This is a genomic window from Streptomyces griseiscabiei (assembly GCF_020010925.1).
Taxonomy (GTDB): Bacteria; Actinomycetota; Actinomycetes; order Streptomycetales; family Streptomycetaceae; genus Streptomyces; species Streptomyces griseiscabiei.
Genome location: NZ_JAGJBZ010000003.1, coordinates 64,440 through 84,997, shown reverse-complemented (window position 1 = coordinate 84,997; position 20,558 = coordinate 64,440). Strand labels below are relative to the sequence as shown.

The following is a 20,558-nucleotide window of genomic DNA, read 5'->3' as shown; positions in this document are numbered from 1 at the left end:
CGCGATCCCCGCGACCCCGCCGTCGTCACGGCCGGGTACGCGGACAGAGAACGCCGGCGCCCTGTCAGGGCCGGCAGGTGGTGTAGTAGTTCCTTCGGGGCCCTGGTGCCGGTACGGCGCCAGGGCCCCTCGACGCGTTTCCCGGAGAGGTGCAAATGACCGCAGACGACTCGTACGACCGTCTCGACGACGACGACTACCCCGCCTACACCATGGGGCGGGCCGCCGAGATGCTCGGCACCACCCAAGGGTTCCTCCGCGCCATCGGCGAAGCCCGCCTCATCACCCCGCTGCGCTCGGAGGGCGGTCACCGCCGCTACTCCCGCTACCAGCTGCGTATCGCCGCCCGCGCCCGCGAGCTCGTCGACCAGGGCACACCCATCGAAGCCGCCTGCCGCATCATCGTCCTGGAAGACCAGCTCGAAGAGGCCCAGCGCATCAACGCCGAATACCGCCGCGCGGCCACGTCCGCCGCGCCGCCGGACCCGGCCTGAAGTGAGGCCGGCCCGGGTTTCTCGCGCGCGAGTCCCGGCCCGCCGCCGGACCGGGACCCTCGCACGGACCGTAGTCCTGGACCGCTCCGGTGACGAAGCGTCCTTCTTCCTGGCAGTCGCTTACGACGCCTACGACGTGACGTCCGTCAGCTTCCAGCGCTGGTTGTAGCCCGAGTTCGGGGTCCAGACGCCGACTCCGGCGCCGTCGTTGGTGGACTGGCCGTAGACGTCGGGGAGCTGGCCGGTGGCCACGTTCACCAGGGTCCAGGTCTTGTCACCCGTGGTGGAGAGGATCCACTGGGCGGCGGTGTCGCGGGTGCCCGTGTCCGGCTCGGCCACCAGGGAGCCGTTCCTGATCGCGAGGCGCTTGCCCGAGGTGGGCTCGGTGAGGGCGTAGCGGGCGCGGTTGTCGGGGGTGTTGTCGCCGATGCGGTCCACGGTCCACCGCTGACCCGAACCGCTCGTGCTCGGGGTCTTGATGTTCAGGCTCTTGCCGTCCGCCGCGATGGCCAGGTTCTTGCTGCTCTGGACACCGGTGAGGGTGTAGGTGCGGTCGTCCTGGAGTTCGGCCTGGGAGGCGGCGACGCCGTCCACGCCCTTGACCAGGAACGAGGTCACCGACTGGGCCGGGACCGTGATCGTGGCCTTCTTGTCCGCGACCTTCACGGCCTGCCCGCGGATCAGCTTGCCCGCGGCGTCCGTGACGACGGGGGTCACCGTCGCGTGCTTGGAGATCTCGCCGAACTTCGAGAGGTCGACCGTCACCGCGCGGGAGGCCGTCGTGCTGTTGACGTGGACGACCGTCGCCCTGTCGCCGTGCTTCGAGACCGCCGCCGTGCTCGACTCGTCGTTCGTCTTGATCAGACGGTCGCCCGGCTTGATGTAGTGGGTGAAGTTACGGGCCGTGTCGAACTTGGTGTTCGTGTAGATGGGGCACGTCTCGAGCGTGTCCGACTGGGTGCAGGCGAAGGAGAGCTGGATCGAGCCCCAGTTGCCGCCCTTGGCGGACTCGCCGCCCGGCTTCATGTTGTCGTAGTCCTCGACCGGCTGCCAGAACACCCAGGCCTTGGGCTCCAGTTCACGGAGGTCGTCGACCATGCGCTGGGCGAGGCCCAGACCGGGGCGCATGTCGGTGAAGCTCTGGCCGTCGCCCCAGTCGCCCTCGACCTCGCTCATCCACAGCGGCTTGTCGGCGGCCTTGGCGAGGTCGCGGACCGTGGTGCGCTGGCTGGTGCCGTAGGTGTGGACGTTCATCTGGTCGACCAGGTCACGGACCTCCTTGGGGTAGGAGTTCCAGTTCGTGGCGAACGTGCCCGGGTTCGTCTCGTCCATCGCGGAGATCCCGGCGCGGGTGCGGGAGTCGTCGAGGACCGGGCCCAGCGCCCGCAGCACCTTCTGCTGCAGTTCCGGGCCTATGTGGGCGCCCTCCTGGCGGCCTCCGGTCGGCTGGCCGTCGGCGCCGAGCTTGGTGCCCCAGTAGTTGGTGTTGGGCTCGTTGAAGGGGTCGAGGGTGTCGACCTTGATGCCGTGGGCCTTCTCCAGGCGCTCGGTGGCGCCGACGAGGTACTTGGCGAAGTCCTCGACCGACTCCTCCTTCAGCTGGTCCTTCGACGCGTCGAAGCCGCCGGAGACGTAGCCGCTCTCCGTCATGAACCACGGCGGGGAGTTGCTGAAGGTCTCCCAGTGGGTGATGTCCTTCTTGATGCGGTCGATCCACCAGCGCTGGGTGGCGTCGGCGTCCTTGTTCCAGTCGTTCTCGTCGTCCGCGCTCCACCAGTCGACGTCCTCGCGGGTGGTGCCCGCCGGGGCCTTCCACCAGCCCTCGACCGCGCCGCCGGCCCGCAGGTAGTCCTTGACGTCGGGGGCGTTGCCGCCGCCGATGTTGTAGCGGGCGATGTTGAGGTTGAGGCCGTCCTCGCCGAAGAGGAGGTTCGCGAGCTTCTCGCGGATCGGCTTCGGGTAGTCGCCGGTGGCGTTGGCGAACCAGACCAGGCTGGTGCCCCAGCCCTCGAACTTGTCGCCCATGTAGGAGGGGTCGGGGCTGACCGTCACCGCGGCGGCTGCGGCCGTCGTGTCGGCGTGCGCCATCGGCAGGGAGGTCGTGGCCATGGCCGTGCCGGTGGCCAGGGCCGTGATGCCGATGGCCCCGAAGAGCCGTCTCGTACGGCTGCGGTTCGTACGGGTGCGGTGTGCCATGCGAGTACTCCAACTCTTCCGTGTGCCGCGTCCCGGCGGACGTACACGGAGATCGGGGCCGAGCGGGGGCCGACGTTCAGCGCGGTGCGGTGCGTTGCGGTGCGATGCGGTCAGTGCGGTGCGGTGCTGTGCGTTTCACCGCCGTGGAGCGGTGTATTACTACGGTTCGAGGTGCTCTCGTATGGTTTGGCTCAATGGATGTTTACGTAAACATCCTGTGAGGCGGATGTCTACACTGTCCCAATCTCGGGGGTCAAGGAGTCGTCAAGGTGGACACGATCGACGGTGGTACCAAGCGTGGTACGAAGCGACGCGCCGCCCGGCCCCGCCAAGGGCCCTCCATGGGCGATGTCGCGCGCCTCGCCGGAGTCTCCGCCCAGACCGTCTCCCGCGTCTCCAACGGCTTCGCCGGAGTCAACGAGGACACCCGGCGCCAGGTCCTCGACGCCATGCGGGAGCTGGGCTACCGGCCCAACAGCGCGGCACGGGCGCTCAGACGCGGGGAGTTCCGGACGCTCGGGGTGATCACCTTCTCGCTCTCCACCCTGGGCAACATCCGCACCCTCGACGCCATCGCCACGTCCGCCGCGCGGGAGGGGTACGCCGTCACGCTGCTGCCCGTCGCCGTGCCGACGCAGGACGAGGTGAACGGGGCGTTCTCGCGGCTCGGGGAGCTGGCCGTGGACGCGGTCATCGTGATCATGGAGGTCCATCTGCTGGACACGGCGACCGTGTCCGTGCCGCCCGGGGTGCAGGTCGTGGTGGCCGACTCCGACGCCGGGGACCGGTACACCGTCGTCGACACCGACCAGGCCGGGGGCGCGCGGGACGCCGTACGGCATCTGCTGGAGCTGGGGCACGGGACGGTGTGGCATCTGGCCGGGCCGGAGGGGTCGTTCGCGGCGCAGCGGCGGGCGAACGCGTGGCGGGAGACGCTCGCCGAGGCCGGCGGGGGCCGGGAGGCGCCGCCGCTCGTGCGCGGTGACTGGTCCGCCGAGTCCGGGTACCGGGCCGGGCTGCGGATCGCCGAGGAGGCCGACTGCACGGCCGTGTTCGTCGCCAACGACCAGATGGCGCTGGGGTTGCTGCGGGCCCTGAACGAGCGGGGGCGCCGGGTCCCCGAGGACGTCAGCGTCGTCGGCTTCGACGACATCCCCGAGTCCGCGTCCTTCCTGCCGCCCCTCACCACCGTCCACCAGGATTTCGCCGAGGTGGGGCGGCTGTGCGTGGAGGGGGTGCTGCGGAAGATGCGGGAGGACGGGCGGGAGGAAGCAGAGGAGAGCGAGGAACACGGCACGACGCTCGTGCCCACGCGGCTCGTACGGCGGCTGAGTACGGCGCCGCCGCCCGTGCCCGCGCGCTGAGCGCGGGCAGTTCGGTCAGTGCCCGAGCGTCTCGTTCCGGGCCGGCTCCGGCCGGTCCGGCTCCCTCCGGGTGCCGGTGAGTGCGCCGAACGCGCTGTGGAGGCGGCGGAGTTCCCACAGGAGGTAGACGCTGGCTCCGGCGAACGGCAGCCAGGTGCCCACCTGGAAGACCAGGACCGGCATGTACAGCAGGCCCACCAGGACGACGAACCTGAGCAGGACGGCTGTGTACGGCTCGCTGAACGGATCGTTTCTCATGACTGCCCCCTCGGCCTCGGTCGTGGCCCCTCGGTCGCCATGATGCCTCCGGGGCGGTGGGTCCGCGAGGGTCGGCGGACGCTGTGCCACGCTTCTTCACAACCGCTCAGCTTTTGTCCGGGCCGGTCGGTCCGGCGGCTCTCTGTACGGTGGGGCCCCGTGAACGTCATACGGGGAGACGGCATACGAGGTGTACGGGCCTGGTGGGCCCGGGGGCGGGTGCTCGCGGGCGGGCATCCGTGGGTGGTGGATGCCGGGGTCGCGCTGCTGGTGCAGGGGGCCATGACGATGCCGTTCGTGGTGCCCCGGGCGGCCGGGCTGGCGCCGGCGACGTGGGCGGCGTACGGGCTGACGACGCTGACCGTGGTGCCGCTGGTGTGGCGGCGGCGGGCCCCGTTCGCCGTGCTGCTGGCGGTGCTGGTGACCAGCATGGTGTACAAGCTGGCGCTGGACGGGCCGGGGCAGCCGTTGCCGTACAACGGGCTCGTCGTCGTCTACACGATCGCCGTGTTGTCGCCGCCGTGGGTCCGGCTGGTCAGCGGGGTGCTGGTGAGTGTCGCGGTGCCCGTGGGGGTGTGGCTGAACACCCGGTCGGCGCGTGAACTGACCTTCTCCGCCTTCGTGTTCGCCGCCGCCTATGTCTTCGGACGGCTCACCGACGCCCGGCAGCGCGCCCATCTCGTGGAGGCCGAGCGGGCCGCCGCGCGCGAACGGGCGCGGATCGCGCGGGAGATGCACGACATCCTCTCCCACGCCGTCAGCCTGATGATCGTGCAGGCGGAGGCCGGGCCCGTGGCCGTGCGGACCGCCCCCGAGCGCGCCGAGGCCGCCTTCGACGCCATCTCCGAGACCGGGCGGGACGCCATGGTCCAGCTGCGGCGGATGCTGGGCGTGCTGAGGGAGGACAGGGAGGACCGGGACGACGGCGAGACAGGGGTGTCGGGGCTCGCTCCCCGCGAACCTCAGCCGGGGGTCGGGGAGTTGCCCGCGCTGCTCGACCGGGTGCGGGGCAGTGGGCTGGAGGTCGGGTACGAGGTGGTGGGGGCGGAGCGGGAGCTGCCGGGGGCCGCGGGGGCGACCGTCTTCCGGGTGGTGCAGGAGGCGGTGACCAACACCGTCAGGCACGCGGGCGCCCGTACCGTGTCCGTCCGACTCATGTATGGGGAGAGTGACTTGACGGTACGTGTGCTGGACGACGGGTGCGGGCCGCACGCCGGGTACGGCCTCGAACTCGGGCACGGGCACGGGCTCGTCGGGGTGCGGGAGCGGGCCGCCGCGCACGGGGGTACGGCCGAGATCGGGGCGGGGCCCGGCGGGCAGGGGTTCGAGGTGCGGGTGCGGATACCCGTACCGGATGCGGCGCGCAGGGGTGGGCCGGCCGTCGTGGCGGGGTCGGAGGCGGGGGCGTGACCGGTCAGGTGATCCGGGTGGTCGTGGCCGACGACCAGGAGCTGGTGCGCAGCGGCTTCGCGCTGATCCTCGGCGTGCAGCCGGACATCGAGGTGGTCGCGGAGGTGGGGGACGGGGCCGAGGCCGTGGCGGCGGTGCGCGAGCAGCGTGCCGATGTGGCGCTGCTCGACATCCGGATGCCCCGGATGGACGGGATCGAGGCCTGCCGGGCCATCGGGGCGAGCGGGCCGGACGGCGGCGGCTGCCGGGTGGTGATGCTGACGACCTTCGACTCCGACGAGTACGTCTACGAGGCGCTGCACGCGGGGGCCAGCGGGTTCCTGCTCAAGGACGTCCGGCGGGACGATCTCGTGCACGCCGTGCGGGTGGTGGCGCGCGGTGACTCGCTGCTGGCGCCCTCCGTGGCCCGGCGGCTGGTGGAGCGGTACACGCGGCCCGCTCCCGCACCGGCGCGGCGGCCCGACCCCCGGCTCGACGTGCTGACCGGGCGGGAGCGCGAGACGCTGCTGCTGCTGGCGCGCGGGCTGTCCAACGCCGAGATCGCCGCCGAGCTGGTCGTCAGCGACCACACGGTCAAGACCCATGTCGGCAACGTGCTCGCCAAGCTCGGGCTGCGGGACCGCGTCCAGGCGGTGATCTGCGCGTACGAGACGGGGCTGATCGCGGCGGGCGAGGCTCCGCCCGGCCCCGCGGCTCCCCCGCGCGGGGGAGGCGCCCGGCCCGGGTACTCCCCCGCGCCGGTGAGGGACTGACCGCGCCGGGCCCCCGAAGACCGCCTGCGCGGGCGATCCGTGCGAAGCCGCCGGTCAGAAGGATGGGGTCGACGACAACACCGGCTCACACGAACGGGGTTCCCCATGCCGAGCACACCCACCCTGAAGGCCTCCACGCGTACGCTGCTCGCCGCCGCCCTCGTCCTCGGGGTGGCCGCCGGCTCCACGGCCCTGCCGGCCACCGCGTCCGCCGCGCCCCGCGCGACGGCCCCGGCCGCGTCGGCGATCGACCCCGACGTGGCCGCCGCGCTGGAGACGGCCGTCGCCGGACTGCCCTCCGCCGACGCGACCGCCGCGCTCGTCCGGGTCGGGGGAAGCGCGGGGGTGTGGCGGGGCGGTTCCGGTGTGCACGACCTCGTGAGCGGGCGGGCGGCCGATCCCGAGGGCCGCTTCCGGGCCGGGTCCGTGACCAAGGTGTTCACGGCGGCCGTGGTGCTGCGGCTCGCCGCCGAGGGGAAGGTCGACCTCGGCCGGAGCGCCCGTTCGTATCTGCCGGAGCTGATTCCGGCGTCGTACGGCGGTGTCACCGTCCGGCAGTTGCTGAACCACACACACGGCATCCCGGCGCCGGACTTCCCGTGGACGACCGTCGAGGGGGCGTACGCGAACCGTTTCGTGGTGCACGACCCGGCGGAGATGGTGCGGTCGGCGACGGCGAAGGCCCCCGAGTTCGCGCCGGGCGAGCGGCAGCACTACCTCAACATCGGGTACACGGTCGCCGGGCTGATCATCGAGCGGGTGACCGGGGAGTCGTACGAACAGCAGGTCACCCGGCACATCATCAAGCCGCTCGGGCTGCGGGACACCTACCTCCCGGGGACCGGTGCGCGGATCGCCGGACCGCACAACCGCGGCTATCAGCGGATGACGCTCGACGACGGGACGACCGGGCTGCGGGACGTCACCGTGTGGGGGGTGACGGACGGGTGGGCGGCCGGGGATCTCGTCTCGACCACGGCCGATCTGGAGCGGTTCACGAAGGCGCTGTTCCGGGGGCGGGTCGTGCCGCGCGGGCCGGTGCTGGAGGAGATGTTCACCGTGCCGGAGGTGGACGACCTCACGACCGGCAGGCCGGCCGAGTACGCCGTCGGGCTCGCCCGGAAGGTGCTCGGCGGGCGTGAGGTGTGGGGCAAGACCGGTGGCCGCTGGGGCTACAACTCGGCCATCGCCTCCACCCGCGACGGCTCCCGCACCCTCGTCTACAGCGTCAACTCCACCGACGCCAAGGGCAGGGACATGAACCAGGTGGCCATGCGGGTGATGGTGGCGGCCTACGGGAAGCCGTCGTGACGGCGGCCCCCCTCTGTTCCCGCCAACTCCCTTGTTTTCCATGCCGGTTGGGGTCAGAAGATCACGGCCGCCGTTAGCATCGGGCCCATGCGAATTCGTCGGCGCCATGACAGTCCGGACGCGTCGGGGTCGCCCCGTGACCCCCGCGCCGACGCCTATCCGATGCCGAGCGTGCCGTACGGGTGGTACGCGGTGCTGCGGAGCCGGGAGCTGCGGGCCGGGAAGGTCGTCCCCCTGCACTACTTCGGGCGGGCGCTGATCGCGTTCCGCGGGGCGGACGGGCGGCCGGCCGTGCGGGACGCGCACTGTCCGCACTACGGCGCGCATCTGGGCGTCGGCGGGAAGGTCGTGGACGGCACGGTGGAGTGCCCGTTCCACGGGTGGCGGTTCGGGGCGGACGGACGGTGCGTGGAGGCGCCGTTCGCCGTCCGGACACCCCGGGTGTCGATCGGCGGGTTCCCGGTCCGCGAGCACAGCGGGCTGGTCTTCGTGTACGTCGGGCCGGACGACCCGGATGGACCGGATGGACCGGGCGCACCCGCGTGGGAGGTGCCGGAGATCGAGGAGACGGGGTCCCGGCGGTTCGCCTCGCCGATCGACGACACATGCCGGGCGCGGATCCACATCCAGGAGATGCGCGAGAACATCGTGGACGAGTCCCACTTCCACTTCATCCACGGCCAGAGCCGACCGCCGGTCCAGGAATGGCGGGAGGACGGGCCGTTCGCCGAGGCACGCGGGACGATCAGCCGGCGGGTGTTCGGGTGGGACATCCACAACACGTTCGACGCGTACATGTACGGGCCGGGGGTGATGGTCGTCCGGGCCCACGGGCCGGTGCTGTCGGTGACCGCCGTCGCGCTCAGCACCCCCGTGGACGACCGTACGAGTGAGCTGCGGATGCTGTACTACCTGCGCAGACCGCGCCGGCTCCCGTTCCTCACCCCCTTGTTCAAGCTCGTCTTCCGGGCGGAGGCGCTGGGCGAGGTACGGGAGGAGGTGCGGATCTGGGACCACAAGATCCATCAGGCGCGGCCGGTGCTGCTTCCGCACGAGAAGGGGATCAGGGCGCTGCGGCGGTGGTACGCGCAGTTCTATCCGGCCCGGCCGGCGCCTCCGGCCGCGCCCGCCCGTCCCGGGGCCGGCGTGGCGCAGGGCGCGGTCGAGGCGCGGGACGCGGTCGAGGCGGCCCGGTCGGAGGTTTAGGTTCACCGGCGCGGTCCCAGGCTCCCGGCATGGAGCGAACCGAGATCATGCAGCGCGTCGTCGGGATTCTCACCGAGGCGGTCGAGGTACGGCGGCAGGCCCGCGAGAACCCCGGCGCGGAGGTGGCGTTGACGGGGGCCGTCTCCGCGCTGCTCGTGGAGACCCTGCCCAGCATCGAGCTGCCCGCCGACGCCTCCGCCCAGGAGACCGCCCACATCGTCGCGGACGCCCTGGCACCCGCGATCGTGACCCTGGCCCACTGCTTCTCCTACGCCTTCGCCCACCTCGCCGAGGTGCACGACACGGGACGGACCGACACGACAACGGCCGACGTGCTGCGGGCGCTGTCCCTGCAGTTCGCCCGGCGGGGCGAGGAGTAGGGACAGCGTTCCCGGGACGGGACCCGTCAGCCGAGCATGCCCACCTTGTAGTCGCCCGCCGGCTGTTGCACCATCACGTTCAGCCGGTTGAAGGTGTTGATGAGGGCGATGAGGGCCACCAGGGCGAGCAACTGGCTCTCGTCGTAGTGCTTGGCCGCGTTCTCCCAGACCTCGTCCGGGACGCCGCCGGCCGCGTCGGCGATCCGGGTGCCCTGCTCGGCCAGTTCCAGGGCGGCACGCTCGGCCTCGGTGAAGACCTTCGCCTCCCGCCAGGTGGCGACCAGGTGCAGCCGCTGGGCGGTCTCCCCGGCGTGCTCGGCCTCCTTGGTGTGCATGTCGAGGCAGTAGCCGCAGCCGTTGATCTGGCTGGCCCGGATACGCACCAACTCCTGGGTGGTGAGCGGCAGTCCGGACTCGTCGACCACCTTGCTCGCGCCGACGAGGTGCTTGACGAGCTTGCCGGTGAGCGGGTTGCCGAGCAGGTTCAGACGGGCTTCCATGGCGGGCTCCCTGTGTCGTCGTGGGTCACCGCCGTCGTATGCGGTGACAACACAGGGACGGGCGGCACCGGGTCGGTTGTGACATGAGAGGGGGTGTGACCCCCGTCACCCTCACTGTCCGGCGTGCGGCCTGCCGGTGTCCGTCAGCTGTACGGGAGTTCCTCGCCCTCGAACGTGCGGGTCGTGCCGTCGGTGAGGGTGACGGTGACCGTGCCGGCGATGAGGCCGAGCGGGTCGCCCTGGGGCCACCACGCGGTCCAGCGGCCGTCCTGGATGGTGGCGTGGACGGTGTGGCCGTGGTCACGGACGGTGACCTTCTCGACGTCCGCGCCGACGGACCCGAGGACGTAGTTGAACTGGCCGTCGCCCTCGCCCCGGGCGCCCAGGGTGTCCACGTCGATGCCGTCGCCCGGCAGCTCGGACACCGGGGAGATACCCATCGTGATGTAGGTGCCGTCCGAGGCGGCCAGGCAGTACACCGTGTCGCCGCCCCGGTCGACGACCATCGAGGCGACACTGCCCCGGATGTCCGCGTTGCTGACCTCGGCGGGACCGGGGCCGTAGTCCTCCGTCCTGTCCAGGCACACCTTCTCGGCGGCCGTGCCCTCCTCACCGGCCGACTCCAGGCTGCTGGGCGTACCGGTCCAGCTCGCCAACTCGGCCGAGGACAGGGGCCCTTGGGAGCCCCTGCCGGGCAGGCCGGACAGTCCGCCGGTGGCGGTCACCACGGCCAGGCCCGCCGCGAGGGCGCCCGCGAGGGTGAAGGAGACCCGGCGGACGAGGGGGCGGCGGGGGCCGGGCCGCACCGAGCGGCCGGGCGGCTCGGTGTCGGCCAGGATCGTGCGCAGCAGGGTCTCCTCACGGTCGATCTCGGCGGCGGTCGGGTCGGTGGGGGGCGCGGCGTCGAGGGGGGCGAGGCCGGCGAGCAGGGTGTCGTGCGGGGCGGGGGTGCCGTGCGGCTGCTTGTTCATGTCTCGGGGCTCCTGTGCGGAAGGGTCAGAACGTCGTGGCGAGGGCGGGCGCACTCGCCGTGGCCGTGTCGAGGCGGGCGGCGAGGCGGCGCTTGGCGCGGGTCAGACGCATGGCGTACGCGGCGCGGGTGCAGCCGAGGACCTTGGCCGCGTCCTTGGCGGAGAGCCGCTCCCACACCTGGAGGGCCAGCACCTCCTGGTCGGCCGGGGTGAGCGCCTGCCAGGCGGCGGCGAGGTCCATCCGGCCGTCCACCAGCGTGGCCGGGTCGGCGGCCCGGGTGCGGCCTCCGGTCTCGGCGGCCTGCTGGACGCGGACGGCGAGCGCGGTGTGCCGGCGCATGCCCCGGCTGTCGTTGAGCATCACCTTGCGGGCGGTGCCGAACAGCCAGGGCCGGGGATTGTCGGGGAGTTCACGGCGCCTGCGCCACGCCGCGAGGAACGTCTCCCCGACGATGTCGTCGACGTTCATGGGATGGGCGCGACGGCGTACGAACCGCAACACGTCCTCGTAGTGCGCCCGGTACACGTCCGTGAACTGGGCCTCGGTGTCGATGGGCATGGCTTCCTTTCCTGGCTTCTGCCCCTACGTGTCCACGACGGCCACAGGTGCAACAGGAGAGTTCCGAGACGTTCCGACGGATGCCGCCCGGGACGCGCGAAGGGCCGGGCCCCGCTGCGGAGCGGAATTCCCTCGGCCGCAGAGCAGTACGGTTCGGGCGATGCTGCTTCTGGAGGAAGCGGGTCAGGAAGCCGAACCGTCGAGGTCGAGGCGGATCACGGCGAGCGCCTCGGCGATCTCGACGGTCATCTCGTCCTCCGGGCCGAACACCATGCACATGTCCTGGTGGAGCGGTTCGAGAACCTGCCACGCCTCGGCGGCCCGGCCCTGGGCGAGCAGCAGCATCCCGATGTTGTGCCGCAGCTCCACGGCTTCCTCGCTCACGTCGCTATCGACGGCCCGCACGACGGCCAGCACGCCCTGGAGCGCGGCGAGCGCGTCGGTGACCTGGCCGAGTTCGGCGCGGCACCGGGCCGCCTGGGCGCGGCAGGCGCGGGACTGCTCGCCGGTGGGTCCGGCGATGCGGGCGTAGGCGTCGGCGAGGGCCTCGAACTCGGGCAGGGCGGCCCGGTAGTCCCCGCCGAGGAGGCGGATCGCCGCTCGCTGGCGGCGCAGTGCCAGCACCGGCTTGCTCTCGGAGCCGAGGGCGAGGGCCGCGGGTTCGATGACCTCGCCGAGCACCTCGGCGGCCTGCGCGAACCGCTCCTCCTCCAGCAGCGCGTCGGAGCGGGCGTACGCCTCCTTGATGTCCTCGCGCAGCCGGGCGGGGACGGGCACCGGCTGGGCGTCTGGGAGAACGGCTGTGGGCGGCAAGGCACCGGTTGCGGGGGCCTGGGCACGGGCGCGGGGTGCGAAGGGGTGACGGAACACGCCCGTCGGGTCGGGCGCGCCGACCGGCCCGGCATCCGCCGCGCCGGGCTCCTGGCCCGGCGGCGGGAGGAACGGCAGCAGCCGCGCGTACACCTCCTGCGTGTCGGCGGGCCGCGCCTCGGGCGCCTTGCGCAGCAGGTGCAGGACCAGATCCTCCAGCGCCTCGGGGACGTCGGGCCGCAGCTGTCGCAGCGGGGTGGGGGCGGCGTTGACGTGCTGGTACATCAGCAGGTACTCGCTCTCCGCCTCGAACGCGAGGCGCCCGCTGAGGAGTTCGTGCAGCACGCAGCCGAGCGCGTACAGGTCGGTCTGCGGGGTGACGCGTCCGCCGCGGACCTGCTCGGGGGACATGTACTGGTGGGTGCCGATGGGGCTGCCGGTGGCGGTCAGCTTGGTGACGTCCGTCCGCAGCATTGCCGCGATGCCGAAGTCGAGGACCTTCACCGTGCCGTCGCGAGCGACGAGGATGTTGCCCGGCTTCAGGTCCCGGTGGATCACCGGCACGTCGTGCGCGTACGACAGCACGGTCGCGACCTGCGCGGCGACGGCAGCCGCCCAGCTGACCGGCAACGGCCGGCCGGGGTCGAGGTAGGCGGACAGCGGTACGCCGTCGACGAGCTCCATCACCAGGAACAGCCGCTCGTACGACGCGTCGAGCACCGCGTCGTACACCTGCGGCACGCCGGGGTGCTGAATGCGCGCGGTGATGCGGGCCTCGCGGCGGAATCGTTTGGCGAACTCCTCGGCCAGCTGCGGGGAGGTGACCGACGCCTGCCGGATGAGCTTCACGGCGACAGGCCGGTCGAGCACGGCATCGTAACCGCGCCATACGTCGCCCATGCCGCCGTGACTGAGCTCCTCCAGGAGTTCGTAGCGGTCGGAGATCGCCTCCTGCGGCACCTTGCCCCCGGTGTGCGTGATGAACAGTCACGGTCAGGGGTCAAGTGTGACCGCTGTGTCGATCTGTCGTCCAGCGGTCGCGGTGCGACAGCGCTCGGGCGCGGTGGTGGGCGACGGGCAGGAGGGCGCGCCGCCCGGTCGGCATCCCGCCGACCGGACCGTCTGAGCCGTACCTTCACCACCGCCGTTGGGCCCGGTTGCGCGGGCGGCTGGGCCCTCACGTCTTACACGGTCAGCCGAGACAGCAGAAAGCCCCCGCTCCGAAGAGCCGGGGGCCACCTGCTGGGGTCAGATCCAGGTGACCTGGAGGACGTAGCCGCACTCAAACCGGGGGACGACCAGGAAGACGAACATGCCTCCGGGGACATCCACGGTTTCGCTCTTCGGCCCTATGCCTTCGTACCTCGTGCCGTCGAGGTAGAGAGCCTCAGCGGCGCGGATCAGCTCGTCGGCTTTCTTCTCGACCTCGGCGACGAAAGCCGGCGGAGCTCCGCCGGCCACGTACTCCTCGCCAGGGTCGTACTCCCATCTCCAGGTCACTCGGACACCGCCTTGTACGCGGCGCGGATGATGTCGCCGGAGATTCTTACGTAGCGGCGGCTTTCTTCAAGAGTCCCGGCGGCGTTGGCCATGTACTCGGCGCGGCGCAGCTCACGCGCCGCCTCGGGAAACCGCTCGATCTCGATGTTGGCGGCCCACGCAATCATGAAGAGCTGGAGGGGTTTGATGCTGCTCTGCTCGATGGCGGCGGCGACGGCCCTGCGCTGATCGGCGTCCATTTCCGGCAGTCGCTCCGGCGCGATGGCGGCAAGGGCGGCCCGGAGGGCCTCGGGGGTCCGCGCGGGGCGCGGGATCAGCTCTGTGTCGTGGTCGGGCTGTGTGCTCACGATGTCCTCCAAGGGATGCCCCGGCCAGCATATCCAGCCGGGGCACACGCATCAGATGTCGTCGTCCAGCCCCTCCTCACGGCGGATCATCCGCCAGGCCGCCGTGGGAGACGATCTGCGCGAGGAAGCCGTACTCCCTGACGTAGTCGTTGAGGTCGGCGCGGAAGCCCTCCGCCGTCTCCTGGTCGTCCTCGTCCTCGCTGTCTAGCAGCGCGGTGGAGCGGGCGACGGCGGGGGAGAGCAGAAGGCACCACCAGCCCTGCGGCCGACTTGCCGCTACGCCATCACTCCTTGTCGGCCGCCATGATGCCGACGCATTCTTTGAGCGCGGCATGCAACGGCGTTACGAAAGCGGCGAGTTCGGCGTCCGAGGCCTTCCCCATTGCCAGTACGGCGCCGACGACCATTACCAGGACTGCGGCGGCCTTCAGGGCGTGCGCGTCGGCCAACTCCTCAAGACGGCCGCCGGGGCGCGTGACCGCCAGAGCTTCCTTGCCGGTGGCCGGGTCGAGGCCGAGCCTGCGCAGACGCGGCGTACTCGTGCTCATACTGCGACCTCCCACGGAACTGGAACGTAGTCCTGCCCCAGCGTCGCCAGGACCGCCGCCCGGCGCCGCTCGCGCTGAAGACGGCGCCGGTCATGTTCGTCCCGCTCGCGTTCCCATTCGACGACGTACGGGCGGACCAGGGGCATGGCATCGGCGGTGATGACGTCCGCCGGGTGCAGGAACGTGATCACGGGAGGGGGCTCCGGAGCGGGCGGATGGAGGATGGGGGGTAGGGGTGGGGGTGTTGCCGCGCGGTGGGCTCCGCGGGCGGGCAAGAAGAGGGTCAGAATCGCGGCCAGTAGGCTGCGCATAGGTCGACTCCTTGTCAGTCGGCTGAGGCCCCGGTAGGGAAGTAGCCGCTTCCCGTCGGGGCCGCTCTGTGTTGCGCACTACAGTAGCGTGGATAACCGCAGATAACCACGGATGCGCGGGATGCCGTGGTCACCCACGCTGATGTCATGGAGCTTGACCGCACACGCCCCCTGTGGCGGCAGATCGCAGCGGAGATCATCCGGCGCATCGAGAACGGCACGTATCCGCCGGGAAGCCGCGTGCCCTCCACTCTGGAAATCGCCCAGGAGTTCGGCGTAGTGAATGCGACTGCGGCGAAGGCGATGCGGCATGTCCGGGAGCAGAGGTGGACGCGGGGCGAGGTCGGCCTGGGGACTTTCGTCGCCGACCCCCTGCCGCCCTCCCCCGAAGCTCCCGCCCCCTCCGCATAGCCGAGCCGCTCCCCCTCAGTTGCCCTGAGCGTGTAGCGACTCGTGGCGGTACCAGGCCGCCCTGTGGCGTACGCGGGCGAGCATCCAGCCCGCCCGGTCGGAGGGCTCGCCCGCGACAGGACGCCCCCACGAACTGAGTCGGCGGTCACGGACCTGTGCGGCGTTGCTACTTCACATCTTTGGCCAGGACGGCGACGGCGACCTTGCCCACCACCGTCGTCAGGACATAGTTCGTCGTGCTGCTGAAAGCGACACCGATGCCTGCTGGGATCGCCTTGGCCGCCGCCTTCTGGGTGAAGGTGATGGACGCCCGCTTGAACAACTGCTTGATCGTGACCAGGGCGGGCCCTCTGAGGTACTGGTAGACCAGCTTCTCGGCGATCTTCTGTACCGCCGCCTTGCCGCCCTTCGTCGCCATCTGTTCAGCCGAACCCGCCAACGCGATCGTGAAGGCGAGGTGCTTCTTGTCCTCCGCGCTCATCTCGGTCTCGTACACCTCGACCAGGCACATGCACATGTCGATCTGGAGCTTGAGTGCCGCGGCGATATCGGTGACACCGCCGCCCAGGACTGCGACCGCCGTACCGACGCCCGGAATCACGCTCGGGACCGCAGTGACCGCCCCGGCGGCTGCCGAGAGTTTGGAGTACCGACCAACAATCTTGTTGGCGACCCGGCGCTTGTCCTCCAGGCTCTCGGGCTCCCGCTTGAACTTGGCCTCGAAAGTCACGCGGTAACCGTCCACGAGCGTAGCGGCGGCCTCCGGCGTGATGGCGATCCCCTCGACGACCTTCTGGAGCCGAGACGCCTCGGGCTCGTCCGTCGCGTGTTCCATTGATTCCCCTCCCGATTCGTCGCCCCTGATGAAGAGGACGACTTGCACTGCGCACAGACGTGATGCACTGCAAGGTGCCCCGGCCGGCGCATCCGGCCGGGGCGTGCGCCTCAGATGTCGTCGTCCAGGCCCTCTTCGCGGCGGATCATCCGCCAGGCCGCCTTGCGGGCGCTGCGGTCCAGGCTGGACTTGAAGCCCTTGTCGGGGCCGAAGTACTGGCGGCCCATGCCCGCGACGGTGTCGATGTGGTCGGCCATCTTGTCCGCGAAGACGTTGTCGAAGACGAGCCCGAAGTTCTCCTCGTCGTTGACGACGGCCGCCGCCCGCACCTTCGGGTCGGCCTTGGCCTCCTCGAACGGGCGGATGACGTCCTGCTCCGTGAACTCGGTGCCGAAGCGTTCGTTGAACTTCTCGATCAACTGCGAGAGCAGGGACTTCTCCGCTTCCTTCGCACCGCCCGAGCCGTCGCCGAAGCCCTTCATCGTCGTCGGACCCTCGGCGGTGAGGGAGACGTCGTACTCGCCGGTCTTCTCCACCCGCATGTGGCTGAGGTCGATCTCGCCTATGTCCACACCGCCGTCCGCGCGGCGCGGCAGCCGGTTGAGGAGGTAGCGGCCGTAGAGGTGCAGCCGTTCCAGTTCGGCGTCCCGGTAGGGGACGATCTGCGCGAGGAAGCCGTACTTCCTGACGTAGTCGTTGAGGTCGGCGCGGAAGCCCTCCGCCGTCTCCTGGTCGTCCTCGTCCTCGCTTTCGAGCAGGTGAGTGAAGCGGGCGACCGCCGGGGACAGCAGCCGGTACAACTCGGCGTGCAGCTTCTCCCACTTGGACTGCGAGCCCGCCGCCTTCTCCTTGGCGGCGAAGTACGCGGCGGCGAACTCGTCCATCTCCTGCCCGGACAGGATCGCCGCCCGCATGACCCGACTCTGCGCGGTGTAGAGCAGGTTGGGGTCGGAGGGGAGGGTGTTCGCCTCCTCGAAGTACGGGCGGAAGGAGTCCTGTATGTCGTTGGCGTCATTGACGAAGTCGAGGACCGCCAGGTCCGCCTGGGTCTTGCGCTCGGCGGTCCGGTTCAGCCGGGACAGCGTTTGGACGGCGGAGATGCCGGTCAGCGTCTTGTTGACGTACATCGTCGTGAGGAGCGGCTGGTCGAAGCCGGTCTGGTACTTCTCCGCCACGACCAGGATCTTGTACTCCCGCTGGCCCGCACCGCCGGCCCGTGCGGCCTTGTCGTCGGCTCGCGTGTACGCGAACGCCTTCGGTAGCGCGCTCTCCGACAGCCCGCCGTTCTCCTTGGGCTCGGTGGTCTCCTCGCCGTCGACGGTGAGCGAGCCGGAGAACGCGACCAGGACGCCCAGGTCGGGGTACTTGGTGTCGTAGTCCCGGTCCTTGATGTAGCTCTTGATCGCGCGCGCCATCTGCACGGCGGACTGCCGCGAGGCGGTCACCACCATGGACTTGGCCCGCCCGCCGAGACGGCCCCGGCTGTGCGTGACGAAGTGCTCCACGATCACCTGCGCGTGCTGGGCGACGGTCGAGTCGTGCGTCAGCGCGTACCGGGCGAGCAGGCCGTTCGCCTTCGACGGGTCGACCTCCCGCTCGTCGGGGTTCTGGTTCACCAGCTTCCAGTACGTGTTGTACGTGACGTAGTTGCGCAGCGGGTCGAGGATGAAGCCCTCCTCGATCGCCTGCCGCATGGAGTACGTGTGGAAGGGCCGGTAGGCCGCCTTGCCGTCGATGTCCTGGAGTGTGCCGAAGAGTTCGAGGGTCTTGGCCTTCGGTGTGGCGGTGAACGCGAAGTAGGAGAGGTTCGCGGCGCGGGAGCGGTCCTCGGCCCGCTTCCTGAGCTTCTTCCGGAGCGCGGCGGACGGGACCTCGACCTCGGTCCTGCCCGCGTCGTCCGAGTCTGAATCAAGCCCCAGCTCGCGCAGGACGGCCCGCACGTCGGTCGCGGCATCGCCGGCCTGCGATGAGTGCGCCTCGTCCACGATGATCGCGAAGTGGCTGCCCCGCAGCTCTGTCGGGTTGCGCAGCAGGTAGTCGAGCAATGCGGGGAACGAGTGCAGGGTGACGGTGACGATCTTCCCGGTGTCGCGGGAGAGGGCCTTGGCGAGCTGCTCACCCTTTGCCCCGTGCCTCTCGTCGATCTTCACGACGAGGCCTGCGGTCTGCTCGAAGTTCCCTACGGTTTCTCGGAGTTGCGCGTCCAGGTTGCGTCGGTCGGTGATGACGATGACCTTGTCGAAGACCGGCACGCCCGGCTTGAGGCCCTTGGCCACGGCCTCGGGGTCGAGTTCGCGCGGGTCGGTGGGGGTGTGCAGGTCGCTGAGGCGGTGCGCGAGCCAACCGATGGTGTTCGACTTGCCCGAGCCGGCCGAGGCCATGACCAGGTAGTCGTGTCCCGCGCCGTGGGTGGCGGCGTGCGCGGTGAGCTTCTTGACCACGTCCCACTGCTGGAACCGGGGGAAGACCATCGTCTTCGTCGTGCCGCCGCCGGGCGTCTTGGCCTTGTGCAGGTGCACGAACCGCTGGAGCAGGTCCAGCCAGTTGTCCGGCTGCCAGACGTGCTCCCAGAGGTACGAGGTGGCGTACGTGCCGTAGGCGGTGGGGGCCGGGTTGCCCGCGCCGCCCGGCTGACCGGGGCCGTTGGAGCCGGTGTTGAAGGGGAGGAAGCGGGTGTTCTTGCCCTTGAGCTGGGTGGCGACGAAGACGAGGTCCGGGTCGACGGCGAAGTTCGCGATGACCCGACGCGTGAAGATCAGCTCGGTGGGGTCGCGGTCGGTGCGGTACTGCTCCTTGGCCCTTTCCACCCCTTGCCTGGTCAGCGGGTTCTTCAACTCGGCCGTGGCGACCGGGATTCCGTTGAGGAAGAGGGTGAGGTCGAGCTTGTTGCCCCAGTCGGCCTGCTTCGTCGCGTACACGAGTTCACGGACGACGGTAAGGCGGTTGGCTCGGTAGCCGTCCAACACGGAGTCGTGGGCGACGAGGTTCGGCTTGAAGTAGGCGACGCGGAGGAGGACACCCCGGTCCTTGACTCCGTTGCGGAGGACATCGAGGAGCCCGTTGGTGGCGATGGCCTGGTCGAGGCGTCCGGCGAACCCGCGCTGCGCCTCGTTCGGGTCGCTGCCGTAGACGGTGAGCAGCTCGTTCCACTCGTCGGGCTGGGTCGCCCCGATGAAGGTGAACAACTCGTTGGTGTCCAGGCCGAGATCGCCCCGATAGTCCTGCGGGCGGGCTTCGCGCCAGCCGCGCTCGACCATGGCGGCGACGATGGCCTCGCCGAACGCGGACTCGGTGTGGATCGGGCTCATGAGTACGCGGTCACTCCGTCCGTTACGTTGCGTCCGCTGGCGGAGGAGACGTCGAACTGGCCGGTTACTGCGGCGGTGATTAGGGCTTGGCGGCGCTCGGTAAGTAGCGCGAGTTGTCGCTGGCGAAGAAGGCGCTGTCTGTCGATTTCATCGATCTGCCGAATGATAGATCGAGCCATCTGAATTTGCTGCTCAACGGGCACCAGTGGAATGCGAATCTCTCGAATATCCGGCAGCGAAAGCTGTGTCTTGGTTCCACCGTACTGATTTCCCATTAGCCTACTTTGGATCGCGGGAGAAGCAATGAGCAGCGCAAGCCAGTCGCCATTGATTCGACGCTTGTCCGGCCGAACTAGACAGACATGCTGACTTACGTGCCCACCTGCAACATCGGCGTTGGCCATGCATACCCATCCCGCGTTAGCTCCGGTGATCCCGACAAGGACATCGCCGAGCTCGATGCGAGATCTTTGAGCCTCCGATGTGGCAGATGCGGGAACCTGCACGTATACGACGTTGGTCAGCTTCGGATGAACACGATCAGAGTACAAATTTGCACTGCGAAAGAAAAGAGAGCCCGTATCGGATGCAAATTCTCCCCATCCCCGGGAGCCGCTCGTCACGAGGCGGCTCAGGTAGCCGAGCCGAACAAGCGGCGTCCTTGGGGCGCACTCGGAGGCGAAGTCCAGAACCCGGAGCCGGCGTTGCTTTAGGGAGGCATCCTGACTGTGCATGGCGACTGCAAGGGCATCTACCCGGGCAGTTTCGGCGTCGAGGAATGCGGCGATGCGACGCTGTTCCTGCAATGAGGGCAAGGGGATCTCAATTGCCCCGAAGTCATCCGGGTTGATCCTCGGAGTTCGGACATTCCCGAGGTCCACAGAACCAATGCCACGCAGTCGTTGTACTACTTCGCCAGTGAACCACGCTGATCTGAACAGGTAGTGGAGGTACTTGCTGTCCACTCGACTCCCTGGACGCAGAACCATGTAGTCAGGGCTAATAAGCCCCGCCATCGCAGTCATGCCGATGGCGCCCTGGTATGCGGACATCCTGTTGACGATGATGTCGTGGGGCCGACACACCT

General features: G+C 70.1%; 22 protein-coding genes. 9 read left to right on the top strand and 13 right to left on the bottom strand.

Features of this window, described 5'->3' with window-relative positions; translation table 11 throughout:
• Positions 1 to 155: 155 nt before the first annotated feature.
• On the top strand, positions 156 to 494 hold the full coding sequence (locus J8M51_RS34330; RefSeq protein ID WP_086757095.1) for a MerR family transcriptional regulator: 339 nt from the start codon (positions 156 to 158) through the stop codon (positions 492 to 494).
• 129 nt (positions 495 to 623) lie between these two features.
• Here the strand turns inward: J8M51_RS34330 and J8M51_RS34325 are convergent, their stop codons facing one another.
• Positions 624 to 2,690, bottom strand: coding sequence for an RICIN domain-containing protein (locus J8M51_RS34325; RefSeq protein ID WP_086757094.1), 2,067 nt, complete (start codon positions 2,688 to 2,690; stop codon positions 624 to 626).
• Between the two features lie 341 nt (positions 2,691 to 3,031).
• Between J8M51_RS34325 and J8M51_RS34320 the strand changes: the two genes are divergently transcribed.
• Entirely contained in the window at positions 3,032 to 4,054 is a 1,023-nt protein-coding gene (locus J8M51_RS34320; RefSeq protein ID WP_086757119.1) for a LacI family DNA-binding transcriptional regulator, read from the top strand.
• Positions 4,055 to 4,069: 15 nt separating this feature from the next.
• On the opposite strand, the gene J8M51_RS34315 is transcribed toward J8M51_RS34320, so the two are convergent.
• Complete coding sequence (locus J8M51_RS34315) at positions 4,070 to 4,312, bottom strand: hypothetical protein (RefSeq protein WP_086757092.1); 243 nt, start codon at positions 4,310 to 4,312, stop codon at positions 4,070 to 4,072.
• Between the two features lie 159 nt (positions 4,313 to 4,471).
• Between J8M51_RS34315 and J8M51_RS34310 the strand changes: the two genes are divergently transcribed.
• The 5 genes from J8M51_RS34310 to J8M51_RS34290 all read left to right on the top strand — a co-directional run bounded on the left by J8M51_RS34310 (position 4,472) and on the right by J8M51_RS34290 (position 9,371).
• Entirely contained in the window at positions 4,472 to 5,722 is a 1,251-nt protein-coding gene (locus tag J8M51_RS34310; RefSeq protein ID WP_434976788.1) for a histidine kinase, read from the top strand.
• Positions 5,719 to 6,474: a response regulator transcription factor gene (locus J8M51_RS34305; protein ID WP_317852995.1), complete on the top strand. Its 756-nt coding sequence runs from the start codon at positions 5,719 to 5,721 to the stop codon at positions 6,472 to 6,474. The genes J8M51_RS34310 and J8M51_RS34305 overlap by 4 nt, the downstream gene beginning before the upstream one ends.
• Before the next feature lie 123 nt (positions 6,475 to 6,597).
• Positions 6,598 to 7,785, top strand: coding sequence for a serine hydrolase domain-containing protein (locus J8M51_RS34300; RefSeq protein WP_086763437.1), 1,188 nt, complete (start codon positions 6,598 to 6,600; stop codon positions 7,783 to 7,785).
• A 162-nt stretch (positions 7,786 to 7,947) separates the two neighbouring features.
• Entirely contained in the window at positions 7,948 to 8,991 is a 1,044-nt protein-coding gene (locus J8M51_RS34295; protein WP_398857779.1) for a Rieske 2Fe-2S domain-containing protein, read from the top strand.
• Between the two features lie 29 nt (positions 8,992 to 9,020).
• Complete coding sequence (locus tag J8M51_RS34290; RefSeq protein ID WP_086763434.1) at positions 9,021 to 9,371, top strand: hypothetical protein; 351 nt, start codon at positions 9,021 to 9,023, stop codon at positions 9,369 to 9,371.
• Between the two features lie 26 nt (positions 9,372 to 9,397).
• On the opposite strand, the gene J8M51_RS34285 is transcribed toward J8M51_RS34290, so the two are convergent.
• The 6 genes from J8M51_RS34285 to J8M51_RS34260 all read right to left on the bottom strand — a co-directional run bounded on the left by J8M51_RS34285 (position 9,398) and on the right by J8M51_RS34260 (position 14,058).
• Entirely contained in the window at positions 9,398 to 9,871 is a 474-nt protein-coding gene (locus J8M51_RS34285) for a carboxymuconolactone decarboxylase family protein (protein WP_086763436.1), read from the bottom strand.
• Between the two features lie 143 nt (positions 9,872 to 10,014).
• Positions 10,015 to 10,842: a hypothetical protein gene (locus J8M51_RS34280; protein WP_267299739.1), complete on the bottom strand. Its 828-nt coding sequence runs from the start codon at positions 10,840 to 10,842 to the stop codon at positions 10,015 to 10,017.
• A 25-nt stretch (positions 10,843 to 10,867) separates the two neighbouring features.
• Positions 10,868 to 11,401 carry an RNA polymerase sigma factor gene (locus J8M51_RS34275; RefSeq protein ID WP_216590468.1) on the bottom strand — a complete coding sequence of 178 codons (534 nt, stop codon included), beginning with the start codon at positions 11,399 to 11,401 and terminating at the stop codon, positions 10,868 to 10,870.
• 183 nt (positions 11,402 to 11,584) lie between these two features.
• Positions 11,585 to 13,171: a serine/threonine-protein kinase gene (locus J8M51_RS34270; protein WP_267299738.1), complete on the bottom strand. Its 1,587-nt coding sequence runs from the start codon at positions 13,169 to 13,171 to the stop codon at positions 11,585 to 11,587.
• A 288-nt stretch (positions 13,172 to 13,459) separates the two neighbouring features.
• Positions 13,460 to 13,711 (bottom strand): hypothetical protein, encoded by a 252-nt coding sequence (locus J8M51_RS34265; RefSeq protein ID WP_086751165.1) that lies wholly within the window; start codon positions 13,709 to 13,711, stop codon positions 13,460 to 13,462.
• Positions 13,708 to 14,058, bottom strand: coding sequence for a hypothetical protein (locus J8M51_RS34260; protein WP_086751167.1), 351 nt, complete (start codon positions 14,056 to 14,058; stop codon positions 13,708 to 13,710). The genes J8M51_RS34265 and J8M51_RS34260 overlap by 4 nt, the downstream gene beginning before the upstream one ends.
• Positions 14,059 to 14,113: 55 nt before the next feature.
• Here J8M51_RS34260 and J8M51_RS34255 point away from each other — a divergent pair, with 55 nt between their 5' ends.
• A complete protein-coding gene (locus J8M51_RS34255) occupies positions 14,114 to 14,266 on the top strand; it encodes a hypothetical protein (protein WP_267299737.1) in 153 nt (50 codons plus the stop codon).
• A 76-nt stretch (positions 14,267 to 14,342) separates the two neighbouring features.
• Here J8M51_RS34255 and J8M51_RS34250 read toward each other — a convergent pair whose 3' ends face one another.
• Together J8M51_RS34250 and J8M51_RS34245 are read right to left on the bottom strand one after the other, a co-directional pair.
• Positions 14,343 to 14,606 carry a hypothetical protein gene (locus J8M51_RS34250; RefSeq protein ID WP_267299736.1) on the bottom strand — a complete coding sequence of 88 codons (264 nt, stop codon included), beginning with the start codon at positions 14,604 to 14,606 and terminating at the stop codon, positions 14,343 to 14,345.
• Positions 14,603 to 14,797, bottom strand: coding sequence for a hypothetical protein (locus J8M51_RS34245; protein WP_267299735.1), 195 nt, complete (start codon positions 14,795 to 14,797; stop codon positions 14,603 to 14,605). Before J8M51_RS34245 ends, J8M51_RS34250 begins: the two co-directional genes overlap by 4 nt.
• Before the next feature lie 267 nt (positions 14,798 to 15,064).
• Between J8M51_RS34245 and J8M51_RS34240 the strand changes: the two genes are divergently transcribed.
• Positions 15,065 to 15,328 carry a GntR family transcriptional regulator gene (locus J8M51_RS34240; RefSeq protein ID WP_179203492.1) on the top strand — a complete coding sequence of 88 codons (264 nt, stop codon included), beginning with the start codon at positions 15,065 to 15,067 and terminating at the stop codon, positions 15,326 to 15,328.
• Positions 15,329 to 15,494: 166 nt separating this feature from the next.
• On the opposite strand, the gene J8M51_RS34235 is transcribed toward J8M51_RS34240, so the two are convergent.
• The 3 genes from J8M51_RS34235 to J8M51_RS34225 form a co-directional block, all read right to left on the bottom strand.
• Positions 15,495 to 16,163 carry a hypothetical protein gene (locus J8M51_RS34235; protein WP_086763382.1) on the bottom strand — a complete coding sequence of 223 codons (669 nt, stop codon included), beginning with the start codon at positions 16,161 to 16,163 and terminating at the stop codon, positions 15,495 to 15,497.
• 110 nt (positions 16,164 to 16,273) lie between these two features.
• Positions 16,274 to 19,471, bottom strand: coding sequence for a type I restriction endonuclease subunit R (locus J8M51_RS34230; protein ID WP_267299734.1), 3,198 nt, complete (start codon positions 19,469 to 19,471; stop codon positions 16,274 to 16,276).
• Positions 19,468 to 20,523 carry a restriction endonuclease subunit S gene (locus J8M51_RS34225; protein ID WP_179203263.1) on the bottom strand — a complete coding sequence of 352 codons (1,056 nt, stop codon included), beginning with the start codon at positions 20,521 to 20,523 and terminating at the stop codon, positions 19,468 to 19,470. Before J8M51_RS34225 ends, J8M51_RS34230 begins: the two co-directional genes overlap by 4 nt.
• Positions 20,524 to 20,558: the final 35 nt, after the last annotated feature.